The following is a 15783-nucleotide window of genomic DNA, read 5'->3' on the forward strand; positions in this document are numbered from 1 at the left end:
ACCAGGGGCCATCGTTTCATGGCGCCGGGGGCTTTTGCGGTCCGCCGCTTCGACGACTACGCGCCGGCGCTGGAGAAGGCGAAAGTGGTGCTCGACGCCGAGCGGCGCCGCGACATCATTCTGCACGACGCCAAGGATCTTGCGTTGGCCCAAGGCTTCGATCTCGTCGAGGACGAGGGCCTGCTGCACGAGGTCGCCGGGCTCGTGGAATGGCCGGTCGTGCTGATGGGCACGTTCGACGAGGCGTTTCTGCAGATCCCGCCGGAAGTCATCCGGGCGACGATCCGCGCCAACCAGAAATGCTTCGTGCTGAAGCATGCCGGCAGCGAAAAACTCGCCAACCGCTTCATCCTCGTCGCCAACATCGAGGCGTCCGACGGCGGCGTCGCCATCGCCGAGGGCAACGGAAAAGTGGTGCGGGCGCGGCTGTCGGATGCGCGCTTCTTCTGGGAGAGCGATCTCAAGATCAGGCTCGACGAGCGCCTGCCGAAACTCGACACGATCGTGTTCCACGCCAAGCTCGGCACGCAGGGCGAGCGCGTCGCGCGGCTCAAGGCGTTGGCTGCCGATCTGGCGCCGCTTGTCGGCGCCGATGCGGCCCAGGCCTCGCGCGCGGCCGAGTTGGCGAAGACCGATCTCGTCACCGAAATGGTCGGCGAATTTCCGGAGTTGCAGGGCCTGATGGGTCGCTACTACGCCGCCGCGCAGGGCGAGATATCAGAAGTCGCCGCGGCCGTGGAAGACCATTACCGGCCGCAGGGTCCCACCGACCGCGTTCCGACGGCGCCGGTGTCGGTGGCCGTGGCGCTGGCCGACAAGCTCGACATTCTTGTGGGTTTCTGGGCGATCGACGAGAAGCCGACGGGGAGCAAGGACCCTTATGCGCTGCGCCGCGCGGCGCTCGGCGTGATCCGGCTGGTGTTGGAAAACACGTTGCGGCTGCCGATCCTCGAAGCGTCGGGCATGGCCCTCGCGCGCGCGGACAAACTGGCCGCCGGCCTCTCGGCCGAAGCCAAGCAGGGGCTGCTAGGCCAGCTCCTCGGCTTCTTCGCCGAGCGTTTGAAGGTCTACCTGCGCGAGACCAAGGCCCGGCACGATCTCATCGATGCCGTGTTCGGCAGCGCCGGCTCCGACGATTTCACCCTGGTGGTGCGTCGCGTCGCGGCGCTGGGCGCGTTTCTGGGCAGCGACGAGGGCGCCAACCTGCTCGCCGGCTACCGCCGCGCCGCCAACATCCTGAAAGCCGAAGAGAAGAAGGCGCAGGCCGAAGCCGTAAGTTTTGCGCAAAGCTTCGATCCGGCGCTGGCCGTCGAGCCGGCGGAGCAGGCGCTCGCCGCCGCGCTCGCGCCCGCCGCCCGCGAAGCCGCCGCCTGTGTCGCCCGCGAAGACTTTGAAGGCGCGATGCGGGCATTGGCGGCGTTGCGCGCGCCGCTGGACGTGTTTTTCGAGGACGTGACGGTCAACGCCGACGATCCCGCCTTGCGCCTCAACCGCCTGCGCCTGCTCTCGGGCTTCCGCAACGCCGTCCACGAGGTCGCGGTTTTTTCCCGCATCGGCGGGTAGCTTTCCTCAATCGTTCAGGTCCCAACAATGTCATCCTGGCGCGCACCGCAGGTGCGAGGCCGGGACCCATGCACACGATGTTGCATGTTATGCCGCAGCCTAAGGCCCTGCGCCATCGCGGCTCCCGCCCGGCTTCGTGTTCATGGATCCCGGCTCGGCGCTTTGCGCCGGCCAGGATGACAGCCAGGAAGGTCCGGGACAGGCCGATGAAACCTTCTCCGGATAAGAACATTATGGGAACAAAGGAGCCCATGATGACCGACCACAATCCCAAAACCGATCCCGCCCCGAACAGCAACACCGAGAAGGATCCGTCCGATTGGACCACCGGCGGCGAGCCGATGACCGGCGCGCAGGCGTCCTATCTGAAGACGCTGAGTGAGCAGACGAAGACGGAATTCGAGGAGGGGATCACCAAGGCGGAGGCGTCGATGCGCATCGACGATCTGCGGGGTAAAGCGGGGCTGGCGACGTAGGCTGCTACGGTTGGCGTCCCAACAGTGTCATCCTGGGGCTCGCGAAGCGAGAACCCGGGACCCATGCAAACCGTGTCAAGGGCGTGCTGCGATGTGAACGCCTGGGTTAAGACGGCGGCTCATGCCGAAGCGGGGTGTTCATGGATCCCGGATCGCCTTCGGCGTCCGGGATGACAATGTCGGGACGTCTTGATCGCAGCGTAAAGAATGTGGCCCTACGCCACGTCCAACGGTTCCGTCCCCGTCGGCCTGCCGCCGGAGCCCAGCGTGATCTTCTCGATCCGCGCTTCGGCGTTCTTCAGCAGCCCGTCGCAATGCGATTTCAGCGCCTCGCCGCGCTCGTAGATCGCGATCGACTGTTCGAGCGAAACTGACCCCTTTTCGAGCTGGTCGACGATGCTTTCGAGTTCCTTCATCGCCGCCTCGAAGGGCATGGTAGCGATGGCTGCAGGTGTATCGGTCAAGCGGCTTTGCCTTTTTCTGTGGGAAGAAGATCGAGCGCGAAGGGCACGCCCTCCATGCATTCCGCGCCGCGGCCGATCGCGGCGACGGCTTCGATCATCCGGCCTTGGCGGCCAAGAATGCGATCGGCGACGCTGACCATCAGCGCGTTGGGCGTGGCCGTCGGCGAGCGCTCGCGCAGCGTCCGCGCCAGCTCGAATTCGCAGCGGTCCTCGCTGAGCGCGCAGGCGGAAATATAGGCAGCCGCCGTCGAGCGGCTGACGCCGGCCCAGCAGTGGATCAGCAGCGGCTCGGCCTGGTCCCAGGCGCGGGCCACGGCCAGCACGGTTTCCACATGCTCGTCGTTCGGCAGGATATGCCCATCCTGCGCCAGCACGATGTCTGACATGGCGACGAAGCGGTGGCGCTCCGGTGCGATTTCCTTCGGCCGCGGCACCCGCGTCCCCTTGTTGATCAGAGTCAGCAGCGTGCGGGCGCCGCTGGTGCGAACGGTGTTGGGGATTTGCGCCAGCGGGCAAACGTAGATTTGGGGCAAGGCGACCTCGTGCGGCGACCGTCTCCGGCCAAAGCTTTGAGTGTCATACCGGGATGGCGCTTTCAAGCCGCCGCGCCGTCTTCATGGTGGCCGCGCCCCACGCGGCGCCTTCGGGCGGCACAGGACCCTCCACGCAGGCTGCTACGCAGGCCTGCGCCAGAGCCTCGGTGGCATCGAGGAGGTGAGGCCGCAGATCGGTAAATCCCTCGAAGGCTAGCGGGATTTCCGTGCAGGCGAGCACGACCTGGCGGCAGCCCGAGGCCAACAACGCATCGGCCTGTGCGCGAAGAATCGATTTGGCTTCCGCCGTTCGTCCCGCCTTCACGAGGCTGATCGCTCGCATTACGGCGCTCTGGTTCTCGGGCATGCGGCAGACGAGGCCATCCGGTAAGTGACTTTGGTAGACGCCGGCACGGATCGTCCCGTCTGTCGCCAACAGACCGACGAGTCCGCTGTGGATCCTCTTCCGCGCGAGAGCGGCGGTCACCGCATCGACGATGTGCAGGATCGGCAGGTCCGTCGCCGCCTGGAGAGCGGGATGCCAATGGTGCGCCGTGTTGCAGGGAATAGCGATGCGCGTCGCGCCCGCGGCCTCCAGCCGGCGCAGCGCGAGAATCATCGCCGGAAGCGGGGCCGGGCCATGGCGGAGGATTGCTGCCGTCCGATCGGGAATGCGCGTCGCAGCACAGACGAGGGTCTGCAGGTGGTCCTGGTCACACGTGGCCGGCGTCGCCTCCACCAGCTTGCGCATGAAATCGACCGTCGCCATCGGCCCCATGCCGCCCAACACACCCAGCATCGTCTGCACCCCGTTGTCGTAGAGCATGGTGCGGCCGGCGTCGGGCAGGGTCCAATGCCGTGTCAGACCACCTCAGTCCGACCGCGCATGGTTTGCCCAGCAACACCCTCCGCCGCCGCCCACACGGTCTCGACGACCGTGCGGGCCTTGGCGTTGCGATACAGGCGAATCTCCAGGGGCACGGCAGGCCCGGCGATCGCGAGCCGGCCGGCCAGACTCTCCGCGGCGACGATGCTGTGAGGCAGCCAGGCGCGGCCATGGCCTTCGAGCACCATCGCCTTGAGGGCCTCCGCCATCGCGTTCTCATTGACGTGCGGTGTCGGCGTGGCGGGCGGACCGGTGTCGGCCTGGGCAAAGGCGGCGACACGCCCGAGGAACGAGTTTTGGGCATAGCCGAGCAGCGGCGCGTCGGCGGCGTCGCCGGCATGGACGAGGACGAGGCGATCCACCCCGATAACGCGATGCGGACAGAGTGCGGGATCGAGCAGCACCGGCGCGCTCGGATGATGGAAGGTCAGCAGGAAATCGTAGCCGCCCTCGACCAGCGCCTGCAGGCAGGCATGAAAATCATCCGACAGCAGCCGGCTGCCGAGTGGTCCTGTCTGCGCTTCGATGGCGCGAAACCAGCCGGGAAAAAAGGTGAGCGCCAGCGTGTGGAGGGCGGCGACCGAGACCGCATGGCGCGGCGCGCGGGTGCTGGCTTGCAGGTCGTGGCGGCTGGCGTGCAGCATGCGCACGGCGTCCTCCGCCGTCTCGCGAAACTGCCGCCCTTCCGGCGTCAGCGTCGTGGGATAGGTGCTGCGGTCGATCAGCGCCGCGCCGAGCCAGGATTCAAGCGCCTGGATGCGTCGGCTGAAGGCGGATTGGGTGATGTGCCGCGCGTCCGCCGAGCGGGAAAAGCTGCCGGTCTGCGCCAGGCTCAAAAAGTCCTCGAGCCACTTCAGCTCCATCCTCAGCGCGCCTTGGCTTGCAGCGTTTTCAGCTCCGCGAGAAACCGTTCGGCGGCGAGGGCAGGCGACCACGGCTCCCACGGGGCGCAGTCGTACAGCGCGGCGAGCGGATCGGCGGTCAGCGGCTCGAAGGGAATGCGCAGCGTGTTGCGCACCTCGTCGCGGGTCCAGCCGACGACATGCACGGCCTCCGACGCCGCGGCGACGCGGTCGGCCTTCTTGTGCACGCGCTCCTCCCCCGCCGCGAAGGGCGGGACGCGGTAGCGGATCGCCACGGCGCGCTGCAGCTCCAGGGTCAGCGCGCGAAACGCGTCGCCAAGGAACGGCTTGATGACCGAGATGCAGTCGAAGCCGAGCAGGCCCTCGTCGCCGTCGTGCAGCAACTCGCGCAGATCCGCGCGGGCATCGGCGATCTTGGCCGACTTGCGGTGCATCGCCAGGACCAGCAGCGAGTGCTGGGCGACGGAGAGCGGCAACGGCCAGGCGGAGTGCCCGCCCCAGCGATAGGTGCGGGCGAGGCCGAGAGCCAGGTCCTCGTCGTCCCAGTCGAAGGGGGTGGGATGCAGCAGGTCGAGCCGCTTGCCGGAGGGCAGGCGGACCCAGGCGCGGGTGTCCCGGGGCTGCTCCTTGGGCGCGGTGGCCACGGACTCAGCCGGCGGTTGCTTGCAGCACGGCCCGAACGCGCTCGGCATGCGCCTTCAAGATCTCCGGCTTCTGCATCTCGCCGGTGTGCGGGCGCAGCGGCACGCCGGGGAAAGCCGGCAGGATGTGGAAGTGCAGGTGAAACACCTGCTGGCCGCTCACCGCCTCGTTGAACTGCTGCAGCACGAAGCCGCCGGCCGCGAACGCGGTCACGACAGCCGCAGCGACCGTTTGCACCCGCGGCATCAAGGCTGCCAGGGCGTCGGAGGGCAGGTCGAGCAGGCCGCGCGCCGGCACCTTGGGGATGACCAGCGTGTGGCCGTCGCCGCGCGGCATCACGTCCATGAAGGCAAGCGCGACCTCGTCCTCGAACACCCGGTGGCAGGGAATTTCCCCGCGCAGGATTTTCGCGAAAATGTTGCTGTCGTCGTAGGCCGGTGCTGAAAGCGTCATGCGCTCTCTATGCCCGAGACCGCCGTCTTTTTGAAGGGTGTCAGTTCGCCGTATTCTTCCAACGCCTCGTCGATCGCCGCGCGTTCGCGCTGCAGGTAATCGTCGATGGCCCGAGCGAAGCGCTTATCGGGGATGTCGTGGGCCGAATAGGTCGGCACCGCGCCATAGCCCCGCGCGAGCTTGTGCTCGCCCTGGGCGCCGGCCTCGACCCGCGCCAAGCCGTTGGCAATCGCGAACTCGATCGCCTGGTAATAGCAGACCTCGAAATGCAGGAACGGGTGTTCTTCGATGGCGCCCCAGTTGCGCCCGTAGAGCGCGTCGTCGCCAATAAAATTGATGGCACCGGCGATGTACTTGCCGTCGCGTTTCGCCATCACCAGCAGGATGCGGTCGGCCATGCTGGCGCCGATCTCGGAGAAGAAGGCGCGGGTCAGGTAGGGGCGGCCCCACTTCCGCGAACCGGTGTCCATGTAGAAATGGAAAAAGGCGTCCCAGTGCTCTTCGGTGATCGCCGCCCCGCGCAGCGGCTCGATGGTGATGCCGTCGGCCAGTGCCTCGCGGCGCTCGCGCTTGATCATCTTGCGCTTGCGCGAGGCGAGGCTGTCGAGAAAGCCGTCGAAGTTTTCGTAGCCGCGATTGATGAAGTGGAATTGTTGGCCGGTTCGCTGCAAAAATCCCGACGCGCCCATCGCCTCCCACTCGGCCTTGGTCGGGAAGGTGACGTGGATGGATGACGCGTCGATCTTGGCGCGCCAGGCGCGCAGGCCCGCGATCAGCGTTTCCAGCGCCATCGGCTCAGCGTCGGCGGCGACCAGCAGGCGGCGCCCGGTCGCGGGGGTGAAGGGCACGCAGACCTGCACCTTGGGGTAATAGTCCAGCCCGGCGCGCGTATAGGCGTCGGCCCAGGCGTGGTCGAACACGTATTCCCCCATCGAATGCGTCTTCAGGTAGCACGGCGCGACCGCCATCAGGCGCCCGGCCTGGTTCTCGACGAGCACATGCGTCGGGGTCCACCCGGAGCGGCCGCCGACCGACTTGGACGTTTCCAACGCCTTTAAAAAGGCGTGCGTGACGAAAGGGTTGAAGCGCTCTCTTTGCGTGACGTCTTCAACGATGTCGCCGAGCCCATCGACCGCGAGGGCGCCTGATGGCGTGGCCGGATTGGCGCACGCATCCCATTGCGCGGCATCGATGTCGGCAATATTCTGCGCGATCTGGACGGTGGGGAGAGACGGCATTCGGCGCTCCTTGGGCTTGTGTCAGCCTAGCCGACGCGTTGCAGCCGGGGCAATCGGCATGCCGTGGCGGGGCGCATCTAACGCAGTGTGTTGAACCTACTTCTGCGCCGGCGCGGCTGCCGCCTCCGTCGTCGCCTCGCCTGGCTTGTCGATAAAGTTCACCGGGATGCCGAAGCGCACGATATGCGCCAGTTCCTGCGCATTCCAGTTGGTCAGGCGCACACAGCCGTGCGACCGCGTCTTGTCGATCTTGGAGGGATCCGGCGTCCCGTGGATCCCGTAGGTCGGCTTCGACAGGGCAATGAACACCGCACCGACCGGGTTGTTCGGCCCGGCGGGCAGGGTCAGCCGTTCGGTGTTGCTGCCCTGCTGAAAGTTCTTCTTCGGGTCGTAGCTGTAGACGGGGTGCCAGGCGACGCCCTTGACGGTGTAGGAGCCGGACGGCGAGGGCAGTTCCTCGCTGCCGATGGTCGCGGGATAGGCGACGATGAGGTTGTTCTGGGCATCGTACGCCTGGACCTGGCCTTTGGCCTTGTCGACGTCGATGCGGGCGATCTTCGACACCAGCGGCAGGCTCTCGACCTCCGCGACGATGATCTTAGTGCCGGCGACGCCAAGGTCGGCGGCGGGGTTCAACGCCTGGAGAAAGCGCTTGTCCATGTGAAAGCGCTCGCCGAACATTTCGGCGGGGCCGTGGTAGCCGGAGTCCGGGAGCTTTGCGAGTTCGGCATAGTCGCTCGGCAGATCCGGATAGAACGGCCCGGCGACATCCTCCTTGGTGATTTCGTAGGTGCCGAGCACCGGCGCGGCATTGTCGCCGCCGAGCGCGTCCCACACCGCCTGAGACAGCTTGCCGTCGACGGGCAGGCCGTGGGTCTGCTCGAACACGGCTAACGCCTTGGTGACATTGCCGCCAAGCTTACCGTCGATGACGCCGGGCGGGGCATGGGCTCGGTCAAGCAGGATTTCGGCCTTCAACACCACGGGGTCGACCGTCTTGGCATTGCCGCTTGGCGGCGCGAAGCGCACCTTCTGCATGCCTTCAGGCGTCAATTTCGCTTTGGCGTTGGTCGCCGCGGCGGCGTCATGCGACGGCTCGAGCGACGTCGCGGCGGGATTGGTCTGCTGCAACAGGTTGGAAATCGCCGAGGGCGAAAACACCCGCTCGCCGACCGCCGCCGGCTTTTTGCCGATTTCGGTCGCGATCGGGTCGGCCACCATCGGCGGTGGCGAGCCTGGAGCGGCGACCGGCGCCTGGGCCGAGGCGGCGCCGGCTAAAAGTGACGCGGCGAGAGCGGTGAAAGCCTGCAAGACGAGCCGAGTCACGTAAGCCTCCCAGAATCAGTCGACGATTAAAGCGCAACGCCGCAAAGCGCATCCGTATCCCGAAGCGCCCCACAATCCGTGACGCCGGGCCGGCTCGTCAGAATTTCGTCGAAGGGGTGAAGGCGTTGAAGGCGATCATCGTGTTAGTATCGGCGATGCCGGGCACGGCGTGCAGCTTACCGGTCACGAACACGCCGGGATCGACATCGTCGTCGAGATTGATGATAGCCAGGAGGTCGTAGGCGCCCGAGATCGAGTAGATCTGGCAGCCCTGCACGTCGTCGACGATGGCCGCCGCCACGCCGTAGGCCGCGCCAAGCTTGCATTTGATTTGCACGATCAGGGTCTTCACGATGCGATCCTTGCCTCTGGATGCGGAGCCACCCGGCGAAAGCGTCTTAGCTCTCCACGCGGGTGCTCACAACATCGATGACGGGGACCGTGGCCCTGTCAGGCGGACGCGCTTACTTGCCGACGCTGCCGCTGGCCGGGCCCATTTCGCCCGCGCCGCCGGGACCAACCGCTGCCGGCGTCGTGCGACCCGGACGCTTGGTGGACGAAAAACCCTTGTGGCTGTGGCCGATCATATGGTGACGGCCCTTGGCCGCATCCGCCGAAGACAGGGCGCCGAGGACAATGCCGCAGCCGATGGCGACAGCGAAAGCAGTTTTTGAAAGCGTCATATTGGGTCCGATCTGTGACTTTGCGTTCCTCAAACAGATCAGGAGCTAAAGCGTTGCGTTGGCCGGGCGTGATTTTAGGGTGGGCTGCAAACATTGTTAGCGCGGTCCTAAGACGAAACCCTCAAGGATCAGCCGTTCGTTCCGATTGAAGCCGTTGTGCCGGGATGTTTTGTCGTCAAATTCGAGCGCGACGAATGCATGGGTGCGATTCGATCACCGCGCATTTCGAGGGGTCTGGCATGGCAGACATCGAGCGCGCGCGATCGAGTGATCGCTGCTTTTGCTGCCAGTCAAGCGATCTCGTTCGGGAATGGGGTGTGTCCTCATCGTTCTTCGCCAAGCGTGCTCTGCTGCAGGCGCCGCAGGTGCTTCCGATGCGCCGCTGCATGTCGTGCCAAACGCGCTACTTCGACTATGCGGTGACCGACGCTGAGTTGGCGCGACTTTACGCGGGCTACCGCGGCGACGATTACTTTCGGCAGCGCCACCGGTTTGAACCCTGGTACACGCGTGCTTTCAACGATGAAATCGGCGGCGAGGCCAAGATGCGCCAGCGCCGTGTCGTTTTGAATCAGGCGCTGGCCGAAAGCGGACTTTCCGATGCGTTCGACGCGGTGCTGGACCATGGCGGCGACCGTGGCCAGATGCTGCTGGATCTGCGTGCGTCGCACAGAGCCGTCTATGAGATCTCCGGCGCGGCAACTGAGCCGGGCATCATTGCCGTCGATCACGAAACCATGGTGGCTGGCAGATGGGATTTGGTGCTGAGCTGCCATGTGCTCGAACATCTGACGGATCCGAGGGCCTACATCGACGCGCTCGTCTCGTTGGGCCAACCCGGCACGGCCTATTTCATTGAAGTGCCCGACGAGGCCTTCAAGGCGATGTCGTTCAACGGCTCGGCGATCCAGAAACGTTGGATCACCTGGCTCGCAAGGCGGCCGCTGAGGTTCATGCTCTTCGACTTCTTATCGACAGCGACCCGCATCAAGTTCCGCATGGTGCCGCCGCTGCTGTTCGTGGCGCTGCGGGAACATTTAACGTTCTTTTCAGTGGCGGGACTGAGCCAGCTGCTGACGGACAGCGGCCTGAAAGTGCTATCGGCGAAAGTTCGTGAGTCCGGGCACATCAGCATCGTCGCCGTTCTGCCCGGCGCGCCGGCTCGCGTGATTTAGCAAGCGGCAGAACCTTACCGTCGGGCATCGAGACGCGAACGCATCCGACTCATCGGATTGCTTCGTGGGCCGCGATAGGGAGATGCTGGTGATTGCCGCGCTGATGGCGAGAGAGACGGGACTCGAACCCGCGACCTCCGGCGTGACAGGCCGGCGCTCTAACCAACTGAGCTACTCCCCCGCAAAGCTTGTCGCTCAGCGAGAGTGGTCGGATACGCAACCCGCCGCGGCAAGTCAAGGACGTTCCGCGGGTCGCCCATTCCTTTCACAGATTAGGCACGCCGAGATGCCAGCGGCGGATGTCGGCGCGGGACAGAATGTAGAGGCTCTGCGACGGAGTATGTTCGGCGCGGGCGATCAGCGCGGGGCTCACGCCCATCTTGCTGGTGTAGCGGGAGAGGAACGCCTGCATGTCGCTGTTGTCGCCGCGTTGTGCGCGCAGGGCTTCTTCGGTGGCGGGATCGATGCCGTCCACGGAGAGGAACATGCGGTGGATTCCCACTTCGCTCTCGCGGGGGATCACACGCTTTCGGGCGCCGATCAGGGCATAGACACAGGCGGAAAAGCATTGGGCGTTGACGATCACCGGCTCGCCGCGGCTGTCCACCATCACACGGGCCACGACCGCGGCGGCGCCGACCTGGCGGAGCAGGGCGCCGAACTCCATCGACGCCATCACGCCGCCGCCGGGCGAATCGAGGAAGACGACCGCGTGCAAATTGCGACCGCCGTGCTGCTCGAGGAAATCGAGGAACATCTGCGGGGTGCGCTCGGTAATCCGGCCGCTGGCGGCGATGACCGAGGGGCAGGCCCGGCCGCGGGTGCAATGCTTGTCGTGGATCGTCGCGGCCTGAAAGGTCATTTCCTCGTCCGCGCGGGCGGTCTCGGACATCACGCCCATGGCGGCCATGACGACGACAAGGGCGGCTGCAGACCGGGCGAGGCTGAGAGCCCGCCTGCGAAGCGTGCCCAAGCTGGGGGCGGTGACGCGGTAGCGCATGAAACCTCGCTTGGTCGGATCGAGCTCGAACGACGAGACTAGAGGGCCGACGCAACAGTGCAAGCGACGGCGATGCCGCAGCTGTGGCTTTATCGCCATGGATGCCAAATATTTTCGCCTTAATGGATGCTTAACCTTTGCCGCTTGTGAGTGAGGGTTGCGTCATGACGAACGGAAACACACGGTTCGGCGCCCATAGTGCGTTGATTCTGATCGGTTTGTTGAGCGCGAGCGGCGTCGCTCGCGGTGAAGACGGAGCAGCGCCGCCGGCGAAGCCGGAGTGCTCGTTTCCCTGTTTCTTCCATTCGGCGGATGCGGCACCGGCGCCACAGGCGGCGAGCGATCCGACACCGCCCGCTCCTGCTGCGGCATCGGCGCCGGCCGCCAAGCCGGCGCCCAAAGTGGTGCACCCGCTGACCATCGCCGCCGACGAGGCGGAGATCGGGCGTTTGAAAGGTCTGACCAGCGTGCTGCCGGGCCAGCCGATCAAAATCGTCAAGACGCCGCCCGAGACCGCCGATTTCGCGGTCAAGACGGCGTTGCAGCCGGCGAGCGATTCGACGGTCTATCGCGATGCCAAATTGTTCACCGAACAACTGCACATCATCGCTGGCGGAAAGATCACCCGCGTCGAGGATCTCCGCGATCATGTCGTCAGCTTTGGAGCGGACGGCAGCCCCGGACAGGACGCGGCGCGCAAGGCGTTCCAGGCGCTCGGCGTGAGCGTCAAGGAAACACCGCTCGATCTCGATAATGCGCTCGACGGCGCCTCGACGGGCGATATCGACGCCGTGGTCGTGCTGGCGCCCCAGCCGTTCGAGCGTCTGAAGACCATGTCGCGATCCGGCCTGCATCTGCTGGCGTGGCCGGACAACGCTTCGTTGCCCGCAGGGGCGGTCGATGCCACGATCGCCGCCGACGCCTATCCCGGTTTGGCGAAACCCGGCGAGACGCTTCGCGCCGTCGGTGTTGACGCGGTCCTCTCCGTCAGCGCCAGGGGCGCGAAACAGCCCGCCACGAAACGCTTCATGAGCGCCTTGGCGCAGCATTCGGCCGCTCTGTCGAAGCATGGATTCGATCTGCTGAAGGCCGACCTCGATGCGCGCACGGGCAGCCGGATGGCGAGCGCGGACCGGCGCTAGCCCGTTTCGCGCAGCACTGCGGCGTCCGGCAGCGGGCCGGTCCAGGTGGGGGCGCTCGTCTGACGGCGACTTTGCTGACGTGCCAGCAGGGCCCGCACGTGATGCGATTCGGTCGGGCGGCTGAACAGGAAGCCCTGGGCATGAGTACAGCCATACTCGCGCACCAGGCGGAGTTGCTCGGGCGTTTCGATGCCTTCGGCCGTGACCTTGATCCCCATTTCCGAGGCGAGACCGGCAACGGCCCTGATGATCGCGGCGGCACTCGGGCTGGCGATCTCGTTCACGAAAGACCGGTCGATCTTGATCCGGTCGAACTGGAACCGCCGGAGGTAACTCAGCGATGAGTAGCCCGTGCCGAAATCGTCGAGAGCGATCTTGACCCCGAGGCTGCGCAGCCTGACCAGACTTTTCAGCACCGTGTCCTCGTCGTCGATCAGCACGCTCTCTGTGATCTCGAGTTCGAGGCGCGCCGGATCCAGCCCGGACGCGTTCAAGGCGGCTATGACACGGGCTTCGAGGCCTTGCGGCGTGAACTGGCAGCCCGAGACGTTGACGGCGATCTGCGGGCTTCCCGGCCATTGCGCGGCTTCGCGACAGGCCTCGTGCAGCACCCAGTCGCCCAGTGGCACGATGAGGCCGGTCTCTTCGGCAAGTGGAATGAAATCGCTGGGCGGGATCATGCCCCGCTCGGGATGGCGCCAGCGGACGAGAGCCTCGCTGCCGTGGATCTCGCCATCATTGATGTCGAGGATCGGCTGATAGTGCAGGACGAAACCGCCGTTGCGGATGGCGGCCTGCATTTCGATCTCCATGCGAAGCCGTGCTTGGCCGGTCGCTTCCATGGCGCTTTCGAACCAGCAGAAGGTGTTCCGGCCGCTTCTTTTGGCGCGATACAGGGCGAGGTCGGCATTCTTCAACAGGACGTCTGCCTGGCACGACTCCACCGGGAGCGAGGCGATCCCGATGCTGACGCCGACGCACAAACGCTGGCCATCCAGGTCGATCGGCCGCGACACCGCGACCATCACCTGCTGCGCCAGCGCTTCCGCTCGTGCAGGAATGCTTTTGTTCATCAAGATGATGAACTCGTCGCCGCCGAGGCGCGCGACGGTGTCGGCCGGATCGACCACCGATGTGATGCGATCGGCGATGATCGAGAGCGCGCGGTCGCCGAGGAGATGGCCGAAAGAGTCGTTGATCGCTTTGAAGCGGTCGAGGTCCATCCAGAGCAGAGCGAAGGTCGTCCCATCGTCGCCGAGCGAGGCGATCGCCTGATCGAGACGCTCGCGAAACAGGGTGCGGTTGCCGAGCCCCGTGAGGGGATCGTGGCGCGCCATGCGTTCCGCATCGTCTTCCGCCGCCTTGCTGAGCGAGCAATCGCGGATGGAGACGATGTAGCCATTTGGCGCGCCCAATTCATCGCGAAGGATCCGAAACCGACTTTCGGTCCAGACATGGGTGCCGTCTTTTCGCGTGAAGCGCTGCCGGTTGGCCGCATGTTCGATCTCGCCGCGTTCGAGACCTTGGGTGATGTCGCGGTGAGCCTGCTCGTCGGCGGGATGCAAAAGGCCTCCGACCTGGCGTCCCACGAGGTCGTCGGGCTCGAAGCCCAGCAGGTCGCGCGACGAGGGGGACACATAAAGTCGCTTGGAATGCCGATCCGCATGCACGATCATATCTGTCGTGTGGTCAGCGAGAAGGCGGTAGCGCGCTTCCGCCTGTTTTTGGTCGGTCAGATCGATGATGACGCCGAACAACGATTTTCCGCCGTTCGCCAGATCGTAGATCCCTCGGATCTCCACGTTGCGGATCTCGCCGTTGGGACGAATGACCCGAGCCTCGACCGTGAAATCCTGCTGATTGTCGATCGCACTTCTGAGCGTGGATCGCACGAGCGCCCAATCGCTCTCGAGATAGCCGTTCCAGTTCGCCGTCACCGCCGGGACCGGCATCGTCGGATCCTGACCGAAAATGCGGTAGGTCTCATCGGACCACTGGCGTTCACCGGTCGCGAAATAGAGGCGCCAATGCCCGACGTGCGCGATCTGCTCCGCGAGCTTTAAAAGGCGGTTGGTCTCGGCGAGGTCGGCCAGGAGCCCTCGGCGATCATCGTCCTGGGGAAACACCGCCGCACCTCGTTGCCGTCATGTCGTATGCCACGATGCGGTCGAAGCTTTGAAGCAACCGTTAAATTCGGCAGCTGATCGCGCGCAATCTTATGGCGATCAGCCGTCCCGCCGGCGCAGCGATGCGATGTGAGACGCGTTTCTTTTGCCCGCGAATTTATTATATGTCATGTAACATATAATAGCGCGGCCTGGACCTGTGGACCGGGCGGCGGTCGAGGGCTTGCTCGCGGCGAGCCCCAGTCAGGCCGGTCGCTGAGACATCGCGGAAGGAAATTCATGCGTCGCGTCGTTGTCACGGGGATGGGGCTTGTCTCGCCATTGGGCTGCGGAACGGAGGCCGCATGGTCGCGTCTGCTCGCCGGCCGGTCCGGGATCAGGCGCCTGAGCGATAGCGTGGCGGGCGATCTGCCGGCCAAGCTCGCCGGGATCGTTCCGGATCTGGCGGAGGACGCCGAAGCCGGCTTCGACCCCGATCGCGCCGCTCCGCTAAAAGACCGGAAGAAGATGGACCGTTTCATTCTCTTCGCCTTGGCTGCCGCCGATGAAGCGATCCGGCAGGCTGGCTGGATCCCGGCCGACGATGACGACCGGCGGCGGACCGCCACGATCATCGCCAGCGGGATCGGCGGCTTTCCCAACATCGTGGGCGCGGTCAGGACCGCCGACACGCTGGGCGTCCGGCGCCTCTCGCCGTTCACGGTTCCCTCGTTCCTTGCGAACCTCGCCGCCGGACAGATCTCGATACGGCATGGGTTCTGGGGGCCTCTGGGCACCCCCGTCACCGCTTGCGCGGCCAGCGTTCAGGCGCTCGGCGACGGTGCGCGCCTCATCCGGTCGGGCGAAGCCGACGTTGCCGTGTGCGGCGGTGCGGAATCCACCATCGAGACCGTCGCGCTCGGCAGCTTCGCCGCGGCGCGGGCTTTGTCGACAGGCTTCAACGACGAGCCGTCGAAGGCCTCGCGTCCCTTCGATACCGCCCGCGATGGGTTCGTCATGGGGGAGGGCGCCGGCGTCCTCGTTCTCGAAAGCCTTGAGCACGCGCTTGCGCGTGGAGCCACGCCGATCGCGGAGCTTGTGGGTTACGGCACCACGGCGGATGCCTATCACATCACGTCGGGTCCTGAGGACGGGCGCGGCGCGGCGGACGCGATGCGGATCGCCCTGGCGCAGGCCGGCATCACGGCTTCGGAGGGTCAGCACCTCAACGCCC

17 protein-coding genes and 1 tRNA gene are annotated in these 15783 nt (G+C 65.7%); 5 read left to right on the top strand and 13 right to left on the bottom strand.

The genetic code is table 11. From position 1 onward, the window contains the following. The coding region (gene glyS, locus GSQ79_RS16180; protein ID WP_158809720.1) for a glycine--tRNA ligase subunit beta at window positions 1-1563 on the top strand (1563 nt) is incomplete at its 5' end. A gap of 254 nt (window positions 1564-1817) precedes the next feature. After that, the gene (locus tag GSQ79_RS16185; RefSeq protein WP_158809721.1) at window positions 1818-2039 is read left to right on the top strand and encodes a DUF3072 domain-containing protein; all 222 of its coding nucleotides are present in this window, start codon (window positions 1818-1820) and stop codon (window positions 2037-2039) included. A 215-nt stretch (window positions 2040-2254) separates the two neighbouring features. Here the strand turns inward: GSQ79_RS16185 and GSQ79_RS16190 are convergent, their stop codons facing one another. From GSQ79_RS16190 to GSQ79_RS16235, 10 genes are all read right to left on the bottom strand, one after another. Continuing rightward, window positions 2255-2563: an exodeoxyribonuclease VII small subunit gene (locus tag GSQ79_RS16190; RefSeq protein WP_158809722.1), complete on the bottom strand. Its 309-nt coding sequence runs from the start codon at window positions 2561-2563 to the stop codon at window positions 2255-2257. Next, on the bottom strand, window positions 2500-3036 hold the full coding sequence (locus GSQ79_RS16195) for a tyrosine phosphatase family protein (RefSeq protein ID WP_158809723.1): 537 nt from the start codon (window positions 3034-3036) through the stop codon (window positions 2500-2502). The genes GSQ79_RS16190 and GSQ79_RS16195 overlap by 64 nt, the downstream gene beginning before the upstream one ends. Window positions 3037-3079: 43 nt before the next feature. Then, window positions 3080-3862, bottom strand: coding sequence for an aspartate/glutamate racemase family protein (locus tag GSQ79_RS16200; RefSeq protein ID WP_368669948.1), 783 nt, complete (start codon window positions 3860-3862; stop codon window positions 3080-3082). A gap of 35 nt (window positions 3863-3897) precedes the next feature. Continuing rightward, a complete protein-coding gene (locus GSQ79_RS16205; protein ID WP_158809724.1) occupies window positions 3898-4785 on the bottom strand; it encodes a LysR family transcriptional regulator in 888 nt (295 codons plus the stop codon). 2 nt (window positions 4786-4787) lie between these two features. After that, the gene (locus GSQ79_RS16210; protein ID WP_158809725.1) at window positions 4788-5429 is read right to left on the bottom strand and encodes a phosphohydrolase; all 642 of its coding nucleotides are present in this window, start codon (window positions 5427-5429) and stop codon (window positions 4788-4790) included. Window positions 5430-5433: 4 nt separating this feature from the next. Beyond that, window positions 5434-5880 (bottom strand): HIT domain-containing protein, encoded by a 447-nt coding sequence (locus GSQ79_RS16215; protein WP_158809726.1) that lies wholly within the window; start codon window positions 5878-5880, stop codon window positions 5434-5436. After that, window positions 5877-7118 (bottom strand): GNAT family N-acetyltransferase, encoded by a 1242-nt coding sequence (locus tag GSQ79_RS16220; protein ID WP_158809727.1) that lies wholly within the window; start codon window positions 7116-7118, stop codon window positions 5877-5879. Before GSQ79_RS16220 ends, GSQ79_RS16215 begins: the two co-directional genes overlap by 4 nt. Before the next feature lie 96 nt (window positions 7119-7214). Further along, a complete protein-coding gene (locus GSQ79_RS16225; protein ID WP_158809728.1) occupies window positions 7215-8444 on the bottom strand; it encodes a L,D-transpeptidase in 1230 nt (409 codons plus the stop codon). Between the two features lie 97 nt (window positions 8445-8541). After that, a complete protein-coding gene (locus tag GSQ79_RS16230; RefSeq protein WP_158809729.1) occupies window positions 8542-8796 on the bottom strand; it encodes an Lrp/AsnC ligand binding domain-containing protein in 255 nt (84 codons plus the stop codon). Between the two features lie 112 nt (window positions 8797-8908). Further along, on the bottom strand, window positions 8909-9127 hold the full coding sequence (locus tag GSQ79_RS16235; protein ID WP_158809730.1) for a hypothetical protein: 219 nt from the start codon (window positions 9125-9127) through the stop codon (window positions 8909-8911). A 239-nt stretch (window positions 9128-9366) separates the two neighbouring features. On the opposite strand from GSQ79_RS16235, the gene GSQ79_RS16240 reads away from it, so the two are divergent. Beyond that, window positions 9367-10302: a methyltransferase domain-containing protein gene (locus GSQ79_RS16240; RefSeq protein WP_158809731.1), complete on the top strand. Its 936-nt coding sequence runs from the start codon at window positions 9367-9369 to the stop codon at window positions 10300-10302. A gap of 104 nt (window positions 10303-10406) precedes the next feature. Here GSQ79_RS16240 and GSQ79_RS16245 read toward each other — a convergent pair. Then, window positions 10407-10483: transfer RNA gene (locus GSQ79_RS16245), tRNA-Asp, on the bottom strand. 84 nt (window positions 10484-10567) lie between these two features. Continuing rightward, window positions 10568-11302 (bottom strand): hypothetical protein, encoded by a 735-nt coding sequence (locus GSQ79_RS16250; protein ID WP_158809732.1) that lies wholly within the window; start codon window positions 11300-11302, stop codon window positions 10568-10570. A gap of 164 nt (window positions 11303-11466) precedes the next feature. Here GSQ79_RS16250 and GSQ79_RS29015 point away from each other — a divergent pair, with 164 nt between their 5' ends. Next, window positions 11467-12444 carry a hypothetical protein gene (locus GSQ79_RS29015; RefSeq protein ID WP_210253113.1) on the top strand — a complete coding sequence of 326 codons (978 nt, stop codon included), beginning with the start codon at window positions 11467-11469 and terminating at the stop codon, window positions 12442-12444. Here the strand turns inward: GSQ79_RS29015 and GSQ79_RS16260 are convergent. After that, window positions 12441-14570 (bottom strand): bifunctional diguanylate cyclase/phosphodiesterase, encoded by a 2130-nt coding sequence (locus GSQ79_RS16260; RefSeq protein WP_158809733.1) that lies wholly within the window; start codon window positions 14568-14570, stop codon window positions 12441-12443. The two genes, GSQ79_RS29015 and GSQ79_RS16260, sit on opposite strands and share 4 nt — an antisense overlap. Window positions 14571-14849: 279 nt before the next feature. On the opposite strand from GSQ79_RS16260, the gene GSQ79_RS16265 reads away from it, so the two are divergent. Further along, window positions 14850-15783 (top strand): beta-ketoacyl synthase N-terminal-like domain-containing protein (locus GSQ79_RS16265; RefSeq protein WP_158809734.1); only part of this gene is annotated, 934 nt, incomplete at its 3' end.

The organism is Beijerinckia sp. L45, assembly GCF_009765775.1.
Classification (GTDB): Bacteria; Pseudomonadota; Alphaproteobacteria; order Rhizobiales; family Beijerinckiaceae; genus RH-AL1.